The following is a 14,895-nucleotide window of genomic DNA, read 5'->3' on the forward strand; positions in this document are numbered from 1 at the left end:
CCCATTCCCCGTCCCTGAAAGGACACCCGACAGCGATGTCAACCCACTCCCCGTCTCCCGCGGAGACTCAGAACCGGGCCGAGCCCTGGAACCGACCCATCACGAAGCGGACCATCGTCCACGTCTCGATCATCTGCTTCGTCGCCTGGGTCATCTCGGTGTACGACTACACCCTCTTCGGCACACTGCTGCCCGTCATCGCCGAAGACTTCGGCTGGAACACCGCCGACATCGCTGCGATCAACACCTACGTCACCATCGGCGTGTTCATCGTGTCGCTGATCGTCGGCACCATCCTCGACAAGCTCGGCCGCAAGCGCGCCCTGATCCTGCTCGTACTCGGCGGCGCCCTCGCCTCGGGCCTCACCGGCCTCGCGGCCGGGCTCGGCAGCATGATCGTCATCCGCGCGTTCACGGGCCTGTCGATCTCGGAGGAGGTCGTCAACGCGGTCTACCTGAGCGAGATGTACCGCAAGGTGAAGAAGAAGGGGCTCGTCTACGCGCTCGTGCAGGGCGGCTACCCGATCGGCGCGCTGCTCGCCGCCGCGATCTCGGCCGCCTTCCTGCCGGTCATCGGCTGGCGGGGCAGTTTCGTGCTCGCCGGAGTGCTGGGCCTCGTCGTCGTGCTGCTCGCGTTCACGCTGCCGGAGTCGCCGACGTTCGCGGCCATCAGGGAGGTCAAGCGCCGCCGCGAGGCGGGCGATGATGCGGGGGCCGCGGCCCTCGCCGCCGAGCACGAGCTCGACCTTGACGCGAACAGCACGGGCGGCCTGCGCGAGGTGTTCGGGCCGCAGCATCGGGGGCACACGATCTCGCTGGCGCTCGCCTGGTTCGCGAGCTGGATGGCCATCCAGGTGTTCTCGGTGCTCGGCACGACCGTGCTCGTCGCGGCGAAGGGCGTCTCCTTCGACAACGCGCTGTTCATCCTGATCCTCGCGAACGCCGTCGGCTTCTGCGGATACGTGTTCCACGGCTGGATCGGCGACAAGATCAGCCGCCGCCTCACCGTCATCCTGGGCTGGACCCTGGGCGGCATCGTGAGCTTCATCATGCTCATCGGCCCGGGCGAGGCGTGGTTCATCTTCCCGATGTACGCGCTCACCCTGTTCTTCCTGAACGGTCCGTTCGCGGCTCTGCTCTACTACGGCGGCGAATCGTTCCCGGCCCACGTGCGCGGCGTCGGCAACAACGTGGCGCACGTCATGGCTCCCGTCGGCGGGATCGCCGGTTCGGGCCTGCTCGCCATCCTGCTCTCGGCGGGCGCGAGCATGATCGTCGCGGCGGCGATCGCGGGCTCGCTGGCGCTGATCCTCGGCGGCGTCTGCATGAGCTTCACACGCAAGGTGGATCAGCGGACGGCTGCAGAGAAAGCGGAGGTGGCAGCATGATGACGCGTGACGACGGTCTCGTCGGCAAGGTCGCGGTGATCACGGGCGGTGCCAGCGGCATCGGCCAGGCGCTCGCGGTGGCGTACGCGCGCGCCGGAGCGCACAGCGTCATCGGCGTCTTCCCGGGCGACCCCTACGGCGCCGATGAGACGATCGGCCTCGTCGAGGCGGCGGGCGGCCGCTGCATCGCGGTCGAGATGGACGTGCGTACGACCGAGGGCAACGAGGCGCTCGCCCAGGCGGCCATCGACGAGTTCGGTCGGCTCGACATCGCGGTCGCGGCTGCAGGGATCCTGCGACGCCAATCGCTCGGCGAGATGACCGACGAGGCCTGGGACGACATGATGCAGGTCGACTTCACCGGGGTGCTGCGCACCTTCCGCGCCTGCGCCGGCCGCATGAGCGGTGCCGGCGCCATGGTGGCGACCTCGTCGATCGCGGGCGGGGTGTACGGGTGGGAGGATCACAGCCACTACGCCGCGGCGAAGTCGGGCCTGCTCGGGCTCTGCCGATCCCTGGCGGTCGAGCTCGCACCGCGCAAGATTCGCGTGAACGCCGTGATTCCGGGCCTGATCGAGAGCCCGCAGTCGCTCGACGGCAAGAATTCGCTCGGTAAGGACGGCCTCGAGGCCGCCGGCAGCATCATCCCGTGGGGCCGCGTCGGCAACGTGGACGAGGCCGCCCGGGTCATCCGGTTCCTCACCTCCGACGACTCCGCCTACGTCACCGGTCAGCAGCTGATCGTCGACGGCGGGCTCACGGTGCGCTGGCCGAGCTGACACCGTGCGCGCCCCGAGGTCGAAACCCGGGGCGCGCACCATCGTATTCGAAGAGCGCCGTGCGGCGGCGCGAGCAGGAGGGAGTGGAGCATGGCACAGCTCGAAGGAAAGGTCGCGGTCGTCGTCGGCGCCGCAAGCGGCATCGGTGCGGCGATCGCCGCGCTGTTCAGCAGCGAGGGGGCTCAGGTCGCCCTCGCCGACCGCTCGGCCGCCGGGGTCGAGGCGACCCGCGCCCGGTGCATCGGCCCTGCGAAGGTCAGCAGCCACGTCGTCGACGTCACCGACGCCGCGGCCGTCGAGGCGGCGCTCGCCGCGGCGGCCGAGGAGCACGGCGGCATCGACATCCTCGTGAACAGCGCCGGCATCCTCGAGGAGGTGCCCGTGCTCGAGATGACCCCCGAGGCCTGGGACCGCACGATCGGCGTCGACCTCACCGGCGTCTTCCACACCGCCCGCTACGTCGCGCCGCACATGATCGAGCGCGGGGGCGGACGCATCATCAACGTCGCATCGCAGCTCGGCATCAAGGGCGGCACCGGCCTCGCCCACTACGTCGCGGCGAAGGCCGGCGTCATCGGGCTCGACAAGGCGCTCGCCCTCGAGCTCGCACCCCACAACATCCTCGTGAACTCGATCGCTCCCGGCCCCATCGAGACCCCGCTCATCGACGGCCTCTCGGAGGATTGGAAGCGCGACAAGCGCGCCGAGCTGCCGATCGGCCGCTTCGGCACCGCCGAGGAGGTCGCGCCGACCGCGCTCCTGCTCGCTGCCTCGCCGAGCGGCGATCTGTACACGGGCCAGACCCTCGGCCCGAACAGCGGCGACGTGATGCCGTAGACCCGGGCGAGCGGAGAACGAACATGTGCGGTGCGTGCCCCGGAGGCGGACGGCTCAGCGCGGGGACCCTGTTCCTCGCGCAGCGGTTCTCGCCCGCGCGCACCGCGCAGCTCGTCTCCGAGCTCACCGGCGACCGACTGCGCATCGCCCCGCTCGGCGACGGCTGGTCGGTCGGCCTCCCCACCGGCGGTATGACGGTCGCCGCCGACTTCGAGACCCTGGTGCGCGTGTGCGCCTCGTTCGTGCGGGCCGATCGGCGGGATGCCGTGCGGGCGCGAGCCGCGATGGCGCACAGTGCCGAGAGCGCGGGCATCGCCTACATCCTCGAGCGTTTCTCCGCTGCTCCGCCGTCCACCGGCCACGAGGTGTTCGACCCATGCGCGGAGAGCATCGCCTGACCAGCGCTGATGGGCCGCGGCGCGAGTCGCCGCCCCGGATCAGTCGTCGGGGGCGTCCAGAATCGGGCGCTGCTCGTAGAAGGTCTGCAGCACGACCGTGGTGCGCGTATTGACGAGCACGGCCAAGCGGATGTCGCGGATGAGTGTTTCGAGATCCCTGGGTGCGCCCACGCGCACGAAGAGCATATAGCTCGCCTCGCCCGCGATCGAGTAACAGGATTCGATGGCGGTGAGGTGCTCGAGCAGCTCGGGCACGTCATCGGCCCGCGCCGGGTCGAGCGGAGTAATCTCGATGAAGGCCGACAGCCCCTTGCCGACGGCCTCGGGGTCGATCGTCGCCCGGTAGCCGGTGATGACGCCGCTGCTCTCGAGGCGCTTCAGCCGGGCCTGCACCGCCGAGGTCGAGAGACCGACGCGGGACGAGAGCTGCGAGAGCGTGGCGCGGGGGTCGCGCGCCACTTCGGCGGCGAGACGGTGATCGACCGGGTCTTCCATGCAACGAAGGCTAGCAGCTGCGTGTCGGCGAGCGGGGGTCGATGGCGCACAGGACGGTTGACTTTGCGTAGCTTCCATGTAAATATTCCGGTGACTGCTATATTTTGCAGGATAATTTACATGCCGCACCATGATGGGAGGTTGCCATGTCCATCTCAGCTCAGAATGCTCAGACCGTCATCGGAGAACCCGAGGTCGTCGAGGATGCGCGCGCGGTCGAGACCAGCGAGGCCTGGCAGCAGCTGAAGGCGGCCGCGACCGCGATCCAGGCGCTGCAGGTGAAGGACGGCTCGATCCCCGACCCCGCGGATCACACCCGCGGCCGCGAGCTCGTCGAGACGATCGTCGCTTCGATCTCGGCGCTTGTTCCGCTCTTCCCGCACGACGCCGCCTACCTCGAGGCGCTGCCCGTCGATTTCGACCGCTGGGTCGCGGGCGGCTTCGGCGTCCCCGACTTCCTCGATTCGCTCACGCAGTTCCAACCGCAGCAGCACCGCGTCGACGGCATCCGCCATCTCGTCGTGTTCCCGATGGTCACCCAGAACGGTTCGTCGAACCGCTATGTCGAGGCGCTGCTGGTCGAGACCATCTGGCCCGAGTTCATCGCCGCGCTCGAGGCCGGCGACTACGGCAACAAGCTGTTCGTCTCGCTGCGCCTCATCGACTTCACCCCCGGGTACGACACGAACTCCGCCGTGCTCTTCCCCGAGACGGTGGCGATGCGCGAGATCCCGCAGTTCACCTGGGGCGCCATCTTCCAGGACCGCGAGGCGGCCCGCTACCGCCGTGTGACCGCGGCGGCGGCCGACATCACCAAGCTCGCCCTTCCCGAAGACGCGGCGGAGATGCTCGGCGATCACGACCTCACCGAGAAGACGTTCGTCATGTGGGACATCATCCACGACCGCACGCACATGCGCGGCGACCTGCCCTTCGATCCCTTCATGATCAAGCAGCGCATGCCGTTCTTCCTCTACTCGCTCGAAGAGCTGCGCTGCGACCTCACCGCCTTCCGCGAGTCGGTGAAGATCCAGCGCTCTCTCGACGCCCGCGCCGCGGCCGGAGAAGAGCTGAGCGAGGTCGAGCAGCAGATCCGCAAGCACGCGAAGCTCGTGCAGTACGCGGTGATCTTCGACCGCATCTTCCGCTTCTCGATCACCGGTTCGCGCGTGCGCAACTACGACGGCCTCGGCGGCCAGCTGATCTTCGCCTGGCTGCACCGGAAGCACGTGCTCGAATGGCGCGACGTCGAGCTGAGCTTCGACTGGGACAAGGTCGCCGACGCCGTCGTCGAGCTCGGCGACGCGATCGACGACCTCTACTGGGAGTCGATCGACCGCCCGAAGACGGTGCACTGGCTGAAGGCGTACGAGCTCGTCTCGAGCGTCGTCACCCCGAACCCGGCATCGGTGTGGGCCGAGGGGCTGCCCCGCGAAGTGCTCGCCGGCCCGCCCAAGGGCTACACCGACCTCGTGATGGACGACGAGTTCCCGCTCTCGATGTTCTTCGAAGCGCTCGACAAGAAGATGAAGAGCGTCATCGAATCGACCGCCGGTATCCGTGCGACGGACGTCTGAGTGACGGATGTCTGAGCGATGGATGCCTGAACGAGGAGGCGCAGCGACGACCGTGCTCTCGGGCCGCACGGTGCTGATCGCGGGGGCGACGAGCGCGTCGGGCCTCGCCGCCGCCCGCGCGCTCGCCGCAGCAGGCGCCCGGGTCGTGGCGGCGGGGCGCAGCGCAGAGAAGCTCGCACCCCTCGCCGAGCTCGGCGCGCGCACCGAGGCGGTCGACCTCGCCGACGAAGCCGCGGTGTTCGCGCTCGCCGATCGGCTGCGGGCCGATGGCGTGCGCGTGCACGGAGTGCTGCACCTCGTCGGCGGGTGGCGCGGCGGAGGCGGTCTCGCCGGGCAGACCGAGGCCGATTACCGCGTTCTCGAGAACTCGTTCACGGCGCTGCGCCATGTGACGCGCGCCTTCGACGCCGAACTGCGCGAGGCCGAGACCGGGCGGCTGGCGATGATCTCGTCGACGGCGGTCGCGCGCCCGCTCGCGGGCGGCGCGAACTACGCAGCGGTCAAGGCGGCGAGCGAGGCCTGGATGCGCGCGGTCGCGCAGGGCTATGCGAAAGACGCGCGGGATCGCGGCGCCCGGTTGCGCGCGGCCGCGATAGTCTTCCGGGTGAAGACGCTGGCGGGCCTCGAAGAGCGCGTCGCCGACGCCTACATCGACCTGTGGAGCGCCGACGCGGCCTCCGTGAACGACACGGTCGTCGAAGTGCTCGAGAAGGAATAGGTGAGACACCGGATGGATCAGCTGCACGACACCGCCCTGCGCGGATTCGCCTCCGACAACTACTCTGGCGTGCACCCCGAGGTGCTCGCGGCGATCGGGGTCGCGAACGGCGGCCATCAGGTCGCCTACGGCGAAGACGACTACACCGCCCGGCTCGGCGAGGTCGTCGTGCAGCACTTCGGCGAGGGGGCGACGGTGTGGCCGGTCTTCAACGGCACCGGCGCGAACGTGGTGGGCCTGCAGGCGATGCTGCCGCGGTGGGGCGCGGTCATCTGCGCCGCGACCGCGCACATCCACGTCGACGAGGGCGGGGCTCCCGAGAAATCGGCCGGCATCAAACTGCTGCCGGTGCCGACCCCCGACGGCAAGCTGACGCCCGAGCTCATCGCCGCCGAAGCGTGGGGCTGGGGCGACGAGCACCGTGCGCAGCCGCTCGTCGTCTACCTCACGCAGTCGACCGAGCTCGGCACCCTCTACACGGTCGATGAGCTGCGCGCCATCTGCGACTACGCGCACGAGCACGGCATGCGGGTCTACATGGACGGCGCTCGCCTCTCGAACGCCGCCGCATCGCTCGGGCTGCCGCTCGCCGCCTTCACGACCGACGTCGGCGTCGACGTGCTCTCGTTCGGCGGCACGAAGAACGGCGCGCTCGGCGCCGAGGCGATCATCGTACTGCACCCCGAGGCCGCACCCGGGCTCATCTACCTGCGCAAGAACCAGATGCAGCTCGCCTCGAAGATGCGCTTCGTGTCGGCGCAGCTGCTCGCGCTGCTCGACGGCGACCTCTACCTGCGGAACGCGGGGCATGCGAACGCGATGGCCGGGCGCCTGCGCGACGGCATCGAGGCCGGCATCGCCGCCGGAGAGCTGGCCGGAGTCGGATTCACCCAGGCCACCGATGCGAACGCGGTGTTCGCGACGCTGCCCGACGGCGTCGCCGACCGGTTGCGCGAGCGGTTCCGCTTCTACGACTGGGACGCCTCGAAGAACGAGGTGCGCTGGGTCTGCGGCTTCGACACGACCGAGGGCGACATCGATGCGTTCCTCGCCGCGCTCGGGGCGGAGCTCGCATGATCGGGCACTCGGCGGGCGCCGTCGCCCTCGACCCCGCGATCGCCCTCGACACCGAGGTGCTCTACCCGGCCGGGGCGACGACGTCGACCGGCACCGTCACCCACGTCGTGCCGCTCGACGGCGGCGAGTTCGGGGTCGTGGTCGACCGCACCGCATTCCACCCCGTCGACACCGCCTGGCCCGATCAGCCTTCGGACACGGGGGTGATGCGCTTCGGGGCCGAGACCGTCGACATCGTCCGCGCCGTCGTGGGCGCCGCCCATGAGGGCCGCCTCAGCATCGGCGCCGACGTGCCCGTGCGCACCGGCACCGAGGGCTGGGTCTTCTGCGTCGTGCACGTCATCGTGGGCCCCGCGCCCGCGGTCGGGGCCACCGTCGAGATCGAGGCCGACGCCGCGCTGCGCACCGCACTCTCGGCCGGGCACACCGCTTGCCATCTGGCCGCGCTCGCGCTCGACGCCGCCCTCGCCGAGGCCTGGACCAAGCCGGTCGCGGCAGACGCGCTCGGCAGCCCGGCGTTCGACGCGCTCGCCATCCAGTCGTCGCGCATCGAGCCGTTCGGTTCGGTCGACGTCTACCGCATCGGCAAGTCGCTGCGGCGCAAGGGCTTCTCGGTCGATGCGCTCGACGACCTCGAGGGCATCGCTGCGCGCGCCAACGAGCGACTCGCGGGCTGGGTCGCGGCGGGCGGCGCCGTGCGCATCGAACGCGACGGGCTCGGCCTGTCGGCGCGGCGGCGCTGGGTGTGCGAACTGCCCGAGGGGCGCGTCGAGATCGCCTGCGGCGGCACCCACGTGGACGAGGTCGGCGCGCTCGCGGCCATCTCGGTCTCGCTCGAGCGGGCCGACGTCACCGGCGGCGTCGAGCTCGCGATGCGCACGCGTACCGCCGGCTGAGACGCGCGCCGCGGGCTGACCCGCCCGCATGTCCGACCCGTCATTCGGCTCTCACCCGAACTTCGGAGCGGATCGGCGTTTTCCATCCGAACGACGGGTGAGAGCCGAAGTTCGGGCGGCGCCGGCCGAGCGGTCGGCCGGCAAGGAGCCCGCCCTACGCGCGCGCGTGCGCGGTGCAGAAGGCGCCGGCGTGGGCGTCGCAGGCGACGAAGCGCTCGCGGCACTGCGGCGCCGGGCAGTCGCTCAGCCGGGCGGAGGGCTCGCCGCAGACGGCGCAGCGCCCGAGCACGGCGGTCTCGCCCGCGAAGTCGACGGTCTCGCGCCCGTCGAATACGGCGAGCGATCCCTCCCAGAGGCCTGCGTTGCCGAAGGCCTCGCCGTAGCGCACGATGCCGCCGTCGACCTGGTAGACCTCCTCGAAGCCCCGCTTCAGCATCGCGGCCGAGAGGATCTCGCAGCGGATGCCGCCCGTGCAGTAGGTGACGACGGGCTTCGACTTCAGATCGTCGAAGGCCCCCGACTCGATCTGCTCGATGAAGCCGTGGGTGGTGCGCACGTCGGGCACGACGGCCCCCTTGAAACGGCCGACCTCCGCCTCCCAAGCGTTGCGCCCGTCGAAGAAGACGACGTCGTCGCCGCGTTCGGCGACGAGCGCGTTCACGGCAGCGGGCGAGAGGTGCTCGCCGCCCCCGACGACGCCGTTCGCGTCGACGACGGTCTCGTCGGGAAGGCCGAAGGCGACGAGCTCGTCGCGCACCTTGACGCTGAGCTTCGGGAAGTCGGCGATGCGCCGCCAGGGCGCGGTGCGGTCGACGCCCTTGAGCAGCTCGGGTTCGAGGGTCTCGAAGCCGGTGCCGTCGCTCCACTTCGGCTCGAGCTCGGCGAACGGCGCGTACTCGCGCGTGCGCTTCAGGTACTGCTTGCAGGCGTCGATCTCGCCGCCGACGGTACCGTTGATGCCGTGCTTCGAAATGATGATGCGGCCGCGCAGGCCGAGCGATTCGCAGAGCTCCCGCTGCCACAGTCGCACGGCCTCGGGGTCGGCGACGGGGGCGAAGACGTAGTACAGCAGGATCTTGGGTGCGCTCACCCGTCAATCGTAAAGGCTCCGTTCCGTACGCTCTTGACATTGACGTAACGTCAACCTCTACCGTGAGATGAGCGCCGGGAAGGTCCCGGCCGCGGAGCGGGAGGCCGTCATGGGGCGCGAGCATTCGATCCAGGACATCGCGAAGGCGGCGGGCACGACCTCGCGCACGCTGCGCCACTACGACGGCATCGGCCTGCTGCCGCCGAGCCGCGTCGGCGCGAACGGCTACCGCTACTACGACGACCGCGCGCTCGTCAGGCTGCAGCGCATCCTGCTGCTGCGCGAACTCGGCCTCGGTCTCGAGGCGATCGCGCAGGTGCTCGCGTCGCAGGATGCGGGGGCCGCGCACGGCGCAGACCCCGAGGCGGCCGAGGCGCACATCCTCGCCTCCCACCTCGAGCTGCTGCACCGGGAGCGCGACCGCATCGACGCGCAGATCGGCGCGGTCGGCCGCACCATCGAGGCGCTGCGGGGTCGCGTCCGGGAGCCCGGGGGAGCGCCCGGAGAAGCACGAGACGAAGCACGAGACGAAGCACGAGAAGAAGGAGGGGACCTCATGTCCCAGAACATGTTCGACGGATTCGACCACACCGAGCACCGCGAGGAGGTCGAGGCGCGGTGGGGGAAGGACGCCTACGCGCGCAGCGACCGCTGGTGGCGGGCGATGGGCGACGAGGAGCGCCGCGCCTGGCAGGAGCGGACCGCGCAGCTCGCCGCCGACTGGAGCGCGGCCGCCGCTCGGGGAGAGGACCCGACGGGCGCGGGCGCGCAGGAGCTGGCCGCGCGGCACATCGAGTGGCTGCGCGGCGTGCCCGGCACTCCGGCCGCGACTCCCGGCGGCGATCTCGCGGGCTATGTGCGCGGCCTCGCCGAGATGTACGTGGCCGACGAGCGCTTCGCCGCGAACTACGGCGGCCGTGCCGGGGCCGAGCTCGTGCGCGACGCGCTCACCGCCTACCTCGGCGACTGAGCTCCGATGCCGGCCCCGACGTCCGCGCGGGCGAGCGGCCGGACGGCGGGGCCCGCCGGCGTCAGACCTGCGTCTTCTCCTGCGCGTCCCACGCGTCCGAGATGCGCTGCTGCTGCTCGGGGGTGCGGGTGAGCGGCGGCACGACCTCGTAGTGATCGTTCACGATGACGACGTCGTGGTCGACGTGGTCGACCATCGCGTGCACGGTGTCGATGAAGTCGCGGCGGCGGATCGCGTCGAGCACGCGGGCGTGGTCGCGCTCCATCTCAGCGCCGGTCGCGACGTTCGCGAGGCGGCCGCGGTGCTCGGGGGTGCGCAGCTTGTCGTTGATGCCGGCGTACAGCGACGCGAGCAGTCGGTTCTTCGCCGAGTCGAACACGAGACGGTGGAACTTGCTGTCGAAGGCGTTGTTGTCGCTGCCCTCGGCGAGGCCGAGCACGGGGCAGCGGGTGCAGCCGATCTCCTCCTCCGCCGCCAGCTCGAGCGCGGCGAGATCCTCATCGGTGCGATGGATGGCGGCCTGCTGCGCCGCCTCGATCTCGAGTGCGCGGCGGTAGCTCAGAATCTCCTCGAGGGTGAAGTCGTTGAGGAACTCGTTGAGCAGCGAACTGGTCGGCGAGGCCGAGCGCACGAAGGTGCCGCGGCCCGGCAGCGTCTCGAGCATCCCCATGCTCGCCAGGGATCGCACCGCTTCGCGCACGGTCGACCGGCCGACGCCGGTCTGCTCGGCGAGTTCGGGTTCGATCGGGATCCGGCTGCCGACCTCCCACTCGCCCGTCGTGATCTTCCGGCGGAGATAGGCGAGAGTCGAGCGGGCGCGGTCGGATCCGGTTGTTGACGCCACTTCGGTCCTCACCTTCCTCGGAGCGGTTTCCGTACGCGATCGTACGTGCGAAACCCCAGTATATCTGCGGGAAACCGGGCGCCGACCGCCCCCGGCCTCTAGGCTTGAGTCGAGATGCGCGCGCAAGGCCGCGCGCGCCGCACGAGGGAGGGGGCTCACGATGACTCAACGGCCGAGCCATGGCAGGATCGACCCCTACGCAGGCATGCGGGAGGTGCCGGGGTTCGCCCTGTCGAGCACCGACGTGCAAGACGGCGAACCGCTGCCCGCCGAGGTCTACGCCGACTACGCGGGCGGGGCGAATCTCTCGCCGCAGCTCAGCTGGTCGGGCTTCCCCGCCGAGACCCGCAGCTTCGCCGTGACCTGCTTCGACCCCGATGCGCCGACCGGGTCGGGATTCTGGCACTGGGCCGTCGCGAACATCCCGGCGCACGTCACCGACCTGCCGGCGGGCGCAGGTGCGCCGGGCGGCGAGCTGCTGCCCGAGGGCGCCATCACGATGCCGAACGAGATGCGCGAACCGGCGTTCACGGGCGCCGGACCGCCCGAGGGCACCGGCGTGCACCACTACTGGTTCGTCGTGCACGCGCTGAACGTGGAGCGCATCGACATCGACCCGCAGGCGACGCCCGCCGTCATGGGCTTCACGATGCGCGATGCCGTCGTCGGGCGGGCGATCATCGTCGCGACCGGCGAGTACGGGCAGGCGGCCTGACGCCCGGCGATCCCTGTCGAGATCGGACAGGGATCGCTGCACGCGCAGGCAACGGCTCTGTTACGAAGCACGCCGCGGTGCGAGGAAACGCGCCGTCGGGGTCTACGATTCTTCAGAGCGGTCGATTCATGCCCGAATCAGCTATGACCGTCGTGAATTGACACCGTTAGGACCAGATACACATGCGACAGACCTCGTTCCGCCGCCGTGCGCTCGCGATTGCCGGCATCACCGCAGCTGCTGCGCTCACCCTCACCGCCTGCTCGGGCGGCGCAGATACCGCCGAGGGCGGTGCAGGCGCAGCCGAGTACAAGATCGGCATCAGCCAGTTCGCGCCGCACCCGGCGCTCGACGCCGCGACCGAGGGCTTCCAGGAGGCCTTCGACGACGCCGGCATCAAGGCCGAGTTCGACCTGCAGAACGCTCAGGGCGAGCAGCAGAACGCGGTGACCATCGCGCAGAGCTTCGCCGACTCCGACGTCGATCTCGTGCTCGCGGTCGCGACGCCCTCGGCCCAGGCGGCCGCCCAGGCCATCGCCGACAAGCCCGTGCTCTTCACCGCCGTCACCGACGCGGTCGAAGCCGAGCTCGTCGACTCGGACGACGCGCCCGGTTCGAACGTCACCGGCACGAGCGACGCCGTCCCGGCCGACGCTCTCGAGGGCCAGTTCGGCCTCATCGCCGAGCTCGTGCCCGACGCCAAGAAGGTCGGCATCGTGTACGCCTCGGGCGAGGTCAACTCCGAGGTGCAGGTCAAGGACGCCGAGGCCGTCGCCGAGGGCATGGGCATCGAGATCGTCACCCAGACCGTCACCACCGCGAACGATATCGCGCAGGCCACCGAGGCGCTCGGCGACGTCGACGCGATCTACGTGCCGACCGACAACATGGTCGTCACCGGCGTCGCATCGCTCGTGAAGGTCGCGGAGGAGAAGCAGATCCCCGTGATCGCCGCCGAGGCCGGCACCGTCGAGGGCGGCGCCATCGCCACGATGGGCATCGACTACAAGGCGCTCGGCAAGCAGACCGGCGAGATGGCCGTCAAGATCCTGCAGGACGGCGCCGACCCCGCGAAGACCCCGGTCGAGTTCGCGAAGGTGCTCGCCAACACCGTGAACCCGGGCGCCGCCGAGCGCATGGGCGTCACGCTGCCCGACTCGCTGCTCGAGGGCGCGGACATCGTCGAATAGTCGGAGACGCGCGGGTCACCGCGTATGCGTCGGGCGGGCGGCCGGATCGGTCGCCCGCTTCGACGTTCTCCCGAAATAGGAATAGGATCGCGGCATGATCGGTGCGCTCGAGCTCGGCCTCATCTACGGCGTCATGGCGCTCGGCGTCTATTTGACGTTCCGAGTACTCAACTTCCCCGACCTCACCGTCGACGGCAGCTTCACCACGGGGGCCGCGACCGCGGGCGCCATGATCACGCTCGGCCACAACCCCGTGCTCGCGACTCTCGTCGGCGGCGCCGCCGGCCTCGTCGCGGGCGCGATCACCGGCGTGCTGCACACCAAGGGCAAGATCGACGGACTGCTCGCCGGCATCCTGACCATGATCGCGCTGTGGTCCATCAACCTCCGCATCATGGGCACCACCAAGGAAGACGCCGTCAGCACCTCGAACCTGCCGCTGCTGCGCGCCGACACGGTCTTCACGCCGCTGCAGGACGCGGGCATCGCGAAGAGCTGGCTGAGCATGCTCATCATCTTCGTCGGCGTCATGATCGTGAAGCTCATCGTCGACTGGTTCCTCTCCACCAACCTCGGCCTCTCGATCCAGGCCACGGGCGACAACGGCCCCATGATCGCGAGCTTCGGCGTCAGCACCGACCGCACCAAGATCCTGACCCTCGCCCTCTCGAACGGCCTCGTCGCGCTCTGCGGCGCGCTCGTCGCCCAGTACCAGGGCTTCGCCGACATCAGCATGGGCATCGGGCTCATCCTCGTCGGCCTCGCCTCGGTCATCCTCGGGCAGGCGATCCTCGGCCAGCGCTTCATCTGGGTCGCATCGTTCGCCGTCGTCTTCGGCGCCGTGCTCTACCGCATGATCATCTTCTTCGCGCTGCAGGTCGGCCTCGACCCGAACGACATGAAGCTCATCACGGCGCTGCTGGTGGTGGCCGCGCTGCTGCTGCCGCGCTGGGGCTTCCTGAAGCGCGTGCCCGCCTGGAAGAACCGGGGAGGCAAGGTCGAACGGCCCGAAGACCGCGATCCCTCGCTGTACGACGACGCGACTCCGGTCGCCGAAGAACCCGCCGCCGAGAGCGCGGGGAGGTAACCGCATGCTCACTATCGACCATATCCAGAAGACCTTCTTCGCGGGCACCGTCAACGAGCGCCGGGCGCTCACGGGGGTCACCCTGAGCCTTGCCGAGGGCGACTTCGTCACCGTCATCGGCTCGAACGGTGCCGGCAAGTCGACCCTGCTGAACGCGATCTCGGGGCGCTACACCGTCGACTCGGGCACGATCGAGATCGACGGCAACCGCGTCAACCGCCTCAAGGAGTACCAGCGCGCCAAGTACGTCGGCCGCGTCTTCCAGGACCCGATGGCGGGCACGGCGCCCGAGCTGACCATCGAGCAGAACCTCGCCCTCGCCGTGCGGCGCGGCAAGCCCCGCGGGCTCGGCCCCGCCCTCACCAAGGCGCAGCGCGAGCGCTTCCGCGACGAACTGAAGTCGCTCGAGCTCGGCCTCGAGAACCGCCTCACCGCGAAGGTCGGCCTGCTCTCGGGCGGTCAGCGCCAGGCGCTGTCGCTGCTCATGGCGGGCTTCACCCACCCGAGCATCCTGCTGCTCGACGAGCACACGGCGGCGCTCGACCCGCAGCGCGCAGCGCTCGTCACCGAACTCACCGACCGCATCGTGTCGCAGGGCCGGCTCACGACCCTCATGGTGACGCACAACATGGAGCAGGCGCTCCGGCTCGGCAACCGCCTCATCATGATGCACGAGGGCAATATCGTCTTCCAGGCAACGGCGGAGGAGAAGCAGCAGCTGACCGTACCGGGCTTGCTCGCGGAGTTCGCGAAGATCAAGGGCGCGCAGCTCGACGACCGCGCCATGCTGGCGTAGCGGCGCGTCGGAGGTTCTCGGCGCGCATCCACCCTCCC

General features: G+C 70.1%; 16 protein-coding genes. 13 read left to right on the plus strand and 3 right to left on the minus strand.

What is annotated here, in order from left to right; translation table 11 throughout:
• The first annotated feature begins 35 nt into the window (after positions 1 to 35).
• From NHL51_RS07805 to NHL51_RS07820, 4 genes are all read left to right on the plus strand, one after another.
• A complete protein-coding gene (locus NHL51_RS07805; protein WP_434142915.1) occupies positions 36 to 1,388 on the plus strand; it encodes an MFS transporter in 1,353 nt (450 codons plus the stop codon).
• Positions 1,388 to 2,167 carry an SDR family NAD(P)-dependent oxidoreductase gene (locus tag NHL51_RS07810; protein ID WP_434143199.1) on the plus strand — a complete coding sequence of 260 codons (780 nt, stop codon included), beginning with the start codon at positions 1,388 to 1,390 and terminating at the stop codon, positions 2,165 to 2,167. Before NHL51_RS07805 ends, NHL51_RS07810 begins: the two co-directional genes overlap by 1 nt.
• A gap of 90 nt (positions 2,168 to 2,257) precedes the next feature.
• Positions 2,258 to 3,004, plus strand: a complete 747-nt coding sequence (locus NHL51_RS07815) for an SDR family NAD(P)-dependent oxidoreductase (RefSeq protein WP_434142917.1) — start codon at positions 2,258 to 2,260, stop codon at positions 3,002 to 3,004.
• Between the two features lie 23 nt (positions 3,005 to 3,027).
• The gene (locus tag NHL51_RS07820) at positions 3,028 to 3,402 is read left to right on the plus strand and encodes a hypothetical protein (protein ID WP_434142918.1); all 375 of its coding nucleotides are present in this window, start codon (positions 3,028 to 3,030) and stop codon (positions 3,400 to 3,402) included.
• Positions 3,403 to 3,441: 39 nt separating this feature from the next.
• Here the strand turns inward: NHL51_RS07820 and NHL51_RS07825 are convergent, their stop codons facing one another.
• A complete protein-coding gene (locus tag NHL51_RS07825; protein WP_434142919.1) occupies positions 3,442 to 3,897 on the minus strand; it encodes an Lrp/AsnC family transcriptional regulator in 456 nt (151 codons plus the stop codon).
• A gap of 146 nt (positions 3,898 to 4,043) precedes the next feature.
• On the opposite strand from NHL51_RS07825, the gene NHL51_RS07830 reads away from it, so the two are divergent.
• The 4 genes from NHL51_RS07830 to NHL51_RS07845 are packed head-to-tail and all read left to right on the plus strand — an operon-like array spanning position 4,044 to position 8,165.
• A complete protein-coding gene (locus NHL51_RS07830; RefSeq protein ID WP_434142921.1) occupies positions 4,044 to 5,474 on the plus strand; it encodes a DUF6421 family protein in 1,431 nt (476 codons plus the stop codon).
• A 22-nt stretch (positions 5,475 to 5,496) separates the two neighbouring features.
• Entirely contained in the window at positions 5,497 to 6,192 is a 696-nt protein-coding gene (locus NHL51_RS07835) for an SDR family NAD(P)-dependent oxidoreductase (RefSeq protein WP_434142923.1), read from the plus strand.
• Between the two features lie 12 nt (positions 6,193 to 6,204).
• Complete coding sequence (locus NHL51_RS07840) at positions 6,205 to 7,269, plus strand: threonine aldolase family protein (RefSeq protein WP_434143200.1); 1,065 nt, start codon at positions 6,205 to 6,207, stop codon at positions 7,267 to 7,269.
• Positions 7,266 to 8,165, plus strand: coding sequence for a metal-dependent hydrolase (locus tag NHL51_RS07845; protein WP_434142925.1), 900 nt, complete (start codon positions 7,266 to 7,268; stop codon positions 8,163 to 8,165). The genes NHL51_RS07840 and NHL51_RS07845 overlap by 4 nt, the downstream gene beginning before the upstream one ends.
• A 154-nt stretch (positions 8,166 to 8,319) precedes the next feature.
• On the opposite strand, the gene NHL51_RS07850 is transcribed toward NHL51_RS07845, so the two are convergent.
• Positions 8,320 to 9,255, minus strand: coding sequence for a rhodanese-related sulfurtransferase (locus NHL51_RS07850; RefSeq protein ID WP_434142927.1), 936 nt, complete (start codon positions 9,253 to 9,255; stop codon positions 8,320 to 8,322).
• A gap of 67 nt (positions 9,256 to 9,322) precedes the next feature.
• Here NHL51_RS07850 and NHL51_RS07855 point away from each other — a divergent pair, with 67 nt between their 5' ends.
• The gene (locus NHL51_RS07855; protein WP_434142929.1) at positions 9,323 to 10,225 is read left to right on the plus strand and encodes a MerR family transcriptional regulator; all 903 of its coding nucleotides are present in this window, start codon (positions 9,323 to 9,325) and stop codon (positions 10,223 to 10,225) included.
• 61 nt (positions 10,226 to 10,286) lie between these two features.
• Here the strand turns inward: NHL51_RS07855 and NHL51_RS07860 are convergent, their stop codons facing one another.
• Positions 10,287 to 11,069, minus strand: coding sequence for a FadR/GntR family transcriptional regulator (locus NHL51_RS07860; RefSeq protein ID WP_434142931.1), 783 nt, complete (start codon positions 11,067 to 11,069; stop codon positions 10,287 to 10,289).
• Between the two features lie 160 nt (positions 11,070 to 11,229).
• Here NHL51_RS07860 and NHL51_RS07865 point away from each other — a divergent pair, with 160 nt between their 5' ends.
• The 4 genes from NHL51_RS07865 to NHL51_RS07880 all read left to right on the plus strand — a co-directional run bounded on the left by NHL51_RS07865 (position 11,230) and on the right by NHL51_RS07880 (position 14,857).
• A complete protein-coding gene (locus NHL51_RS07865) occupies positions 11,230 to 11,784 on the plus strand; it encodes a YbhB/YbcL family Raf kinase inhibitor-like protein (protein WP_434142932.1) in 555 nt (184 codons plus the stop codon).
• A 182-nt stretch (positions 11,785 to 11,966) separates the two neighbouring features.
• On the plus strand, positions 11,967 to 12,974 hold the full coding sequence (locus NHL51_RS07870) for an ABC transporter substrate-binding protein (protein WP_434142934.1): 1,008 nt from the start codon (positions 11,967 to 11,969) through the stop codon (positions 12,972 to 12,974).
• A gap of 94 nt (positions 12,975 to 13,068) precedes the next feature.
• Positions 13,069 to 14,061 carry an ABC transporter permease gene (locus tag NHL51_RS07875; protein ID WP_434142935.1) on the plus strand — a complete coding sequence of 331 codons (993 nt, stop codon included), beginning with the start codon at positions 13,069 to 13,071 and terminating at the stop codon, positions 14,059 to 14,061.
• 4 nt (positions 14,062 to 14,065) lie between these two features.
• A complete protein-coding gene (locus NHL51_RS07880; RefSeq protein WP_434142936.1) occupies positions 14,066 to 14,857 on the plus strand; it encodes an ABC transporter ATP-binding protein in 792 nt (263 codons plus the stop codon).
• Positions 14,858 to 14,895 lie beyond the last annotated feature (38 nt).

Source organism: Leucobacter sp. gxy201 (assembly GCF_051043335.1).
Classification (GTDB): Bacteria; Actinomycetota; Actinomycetes; order Actinomycetales; family Microbacteriaceae; genus Leucobacter.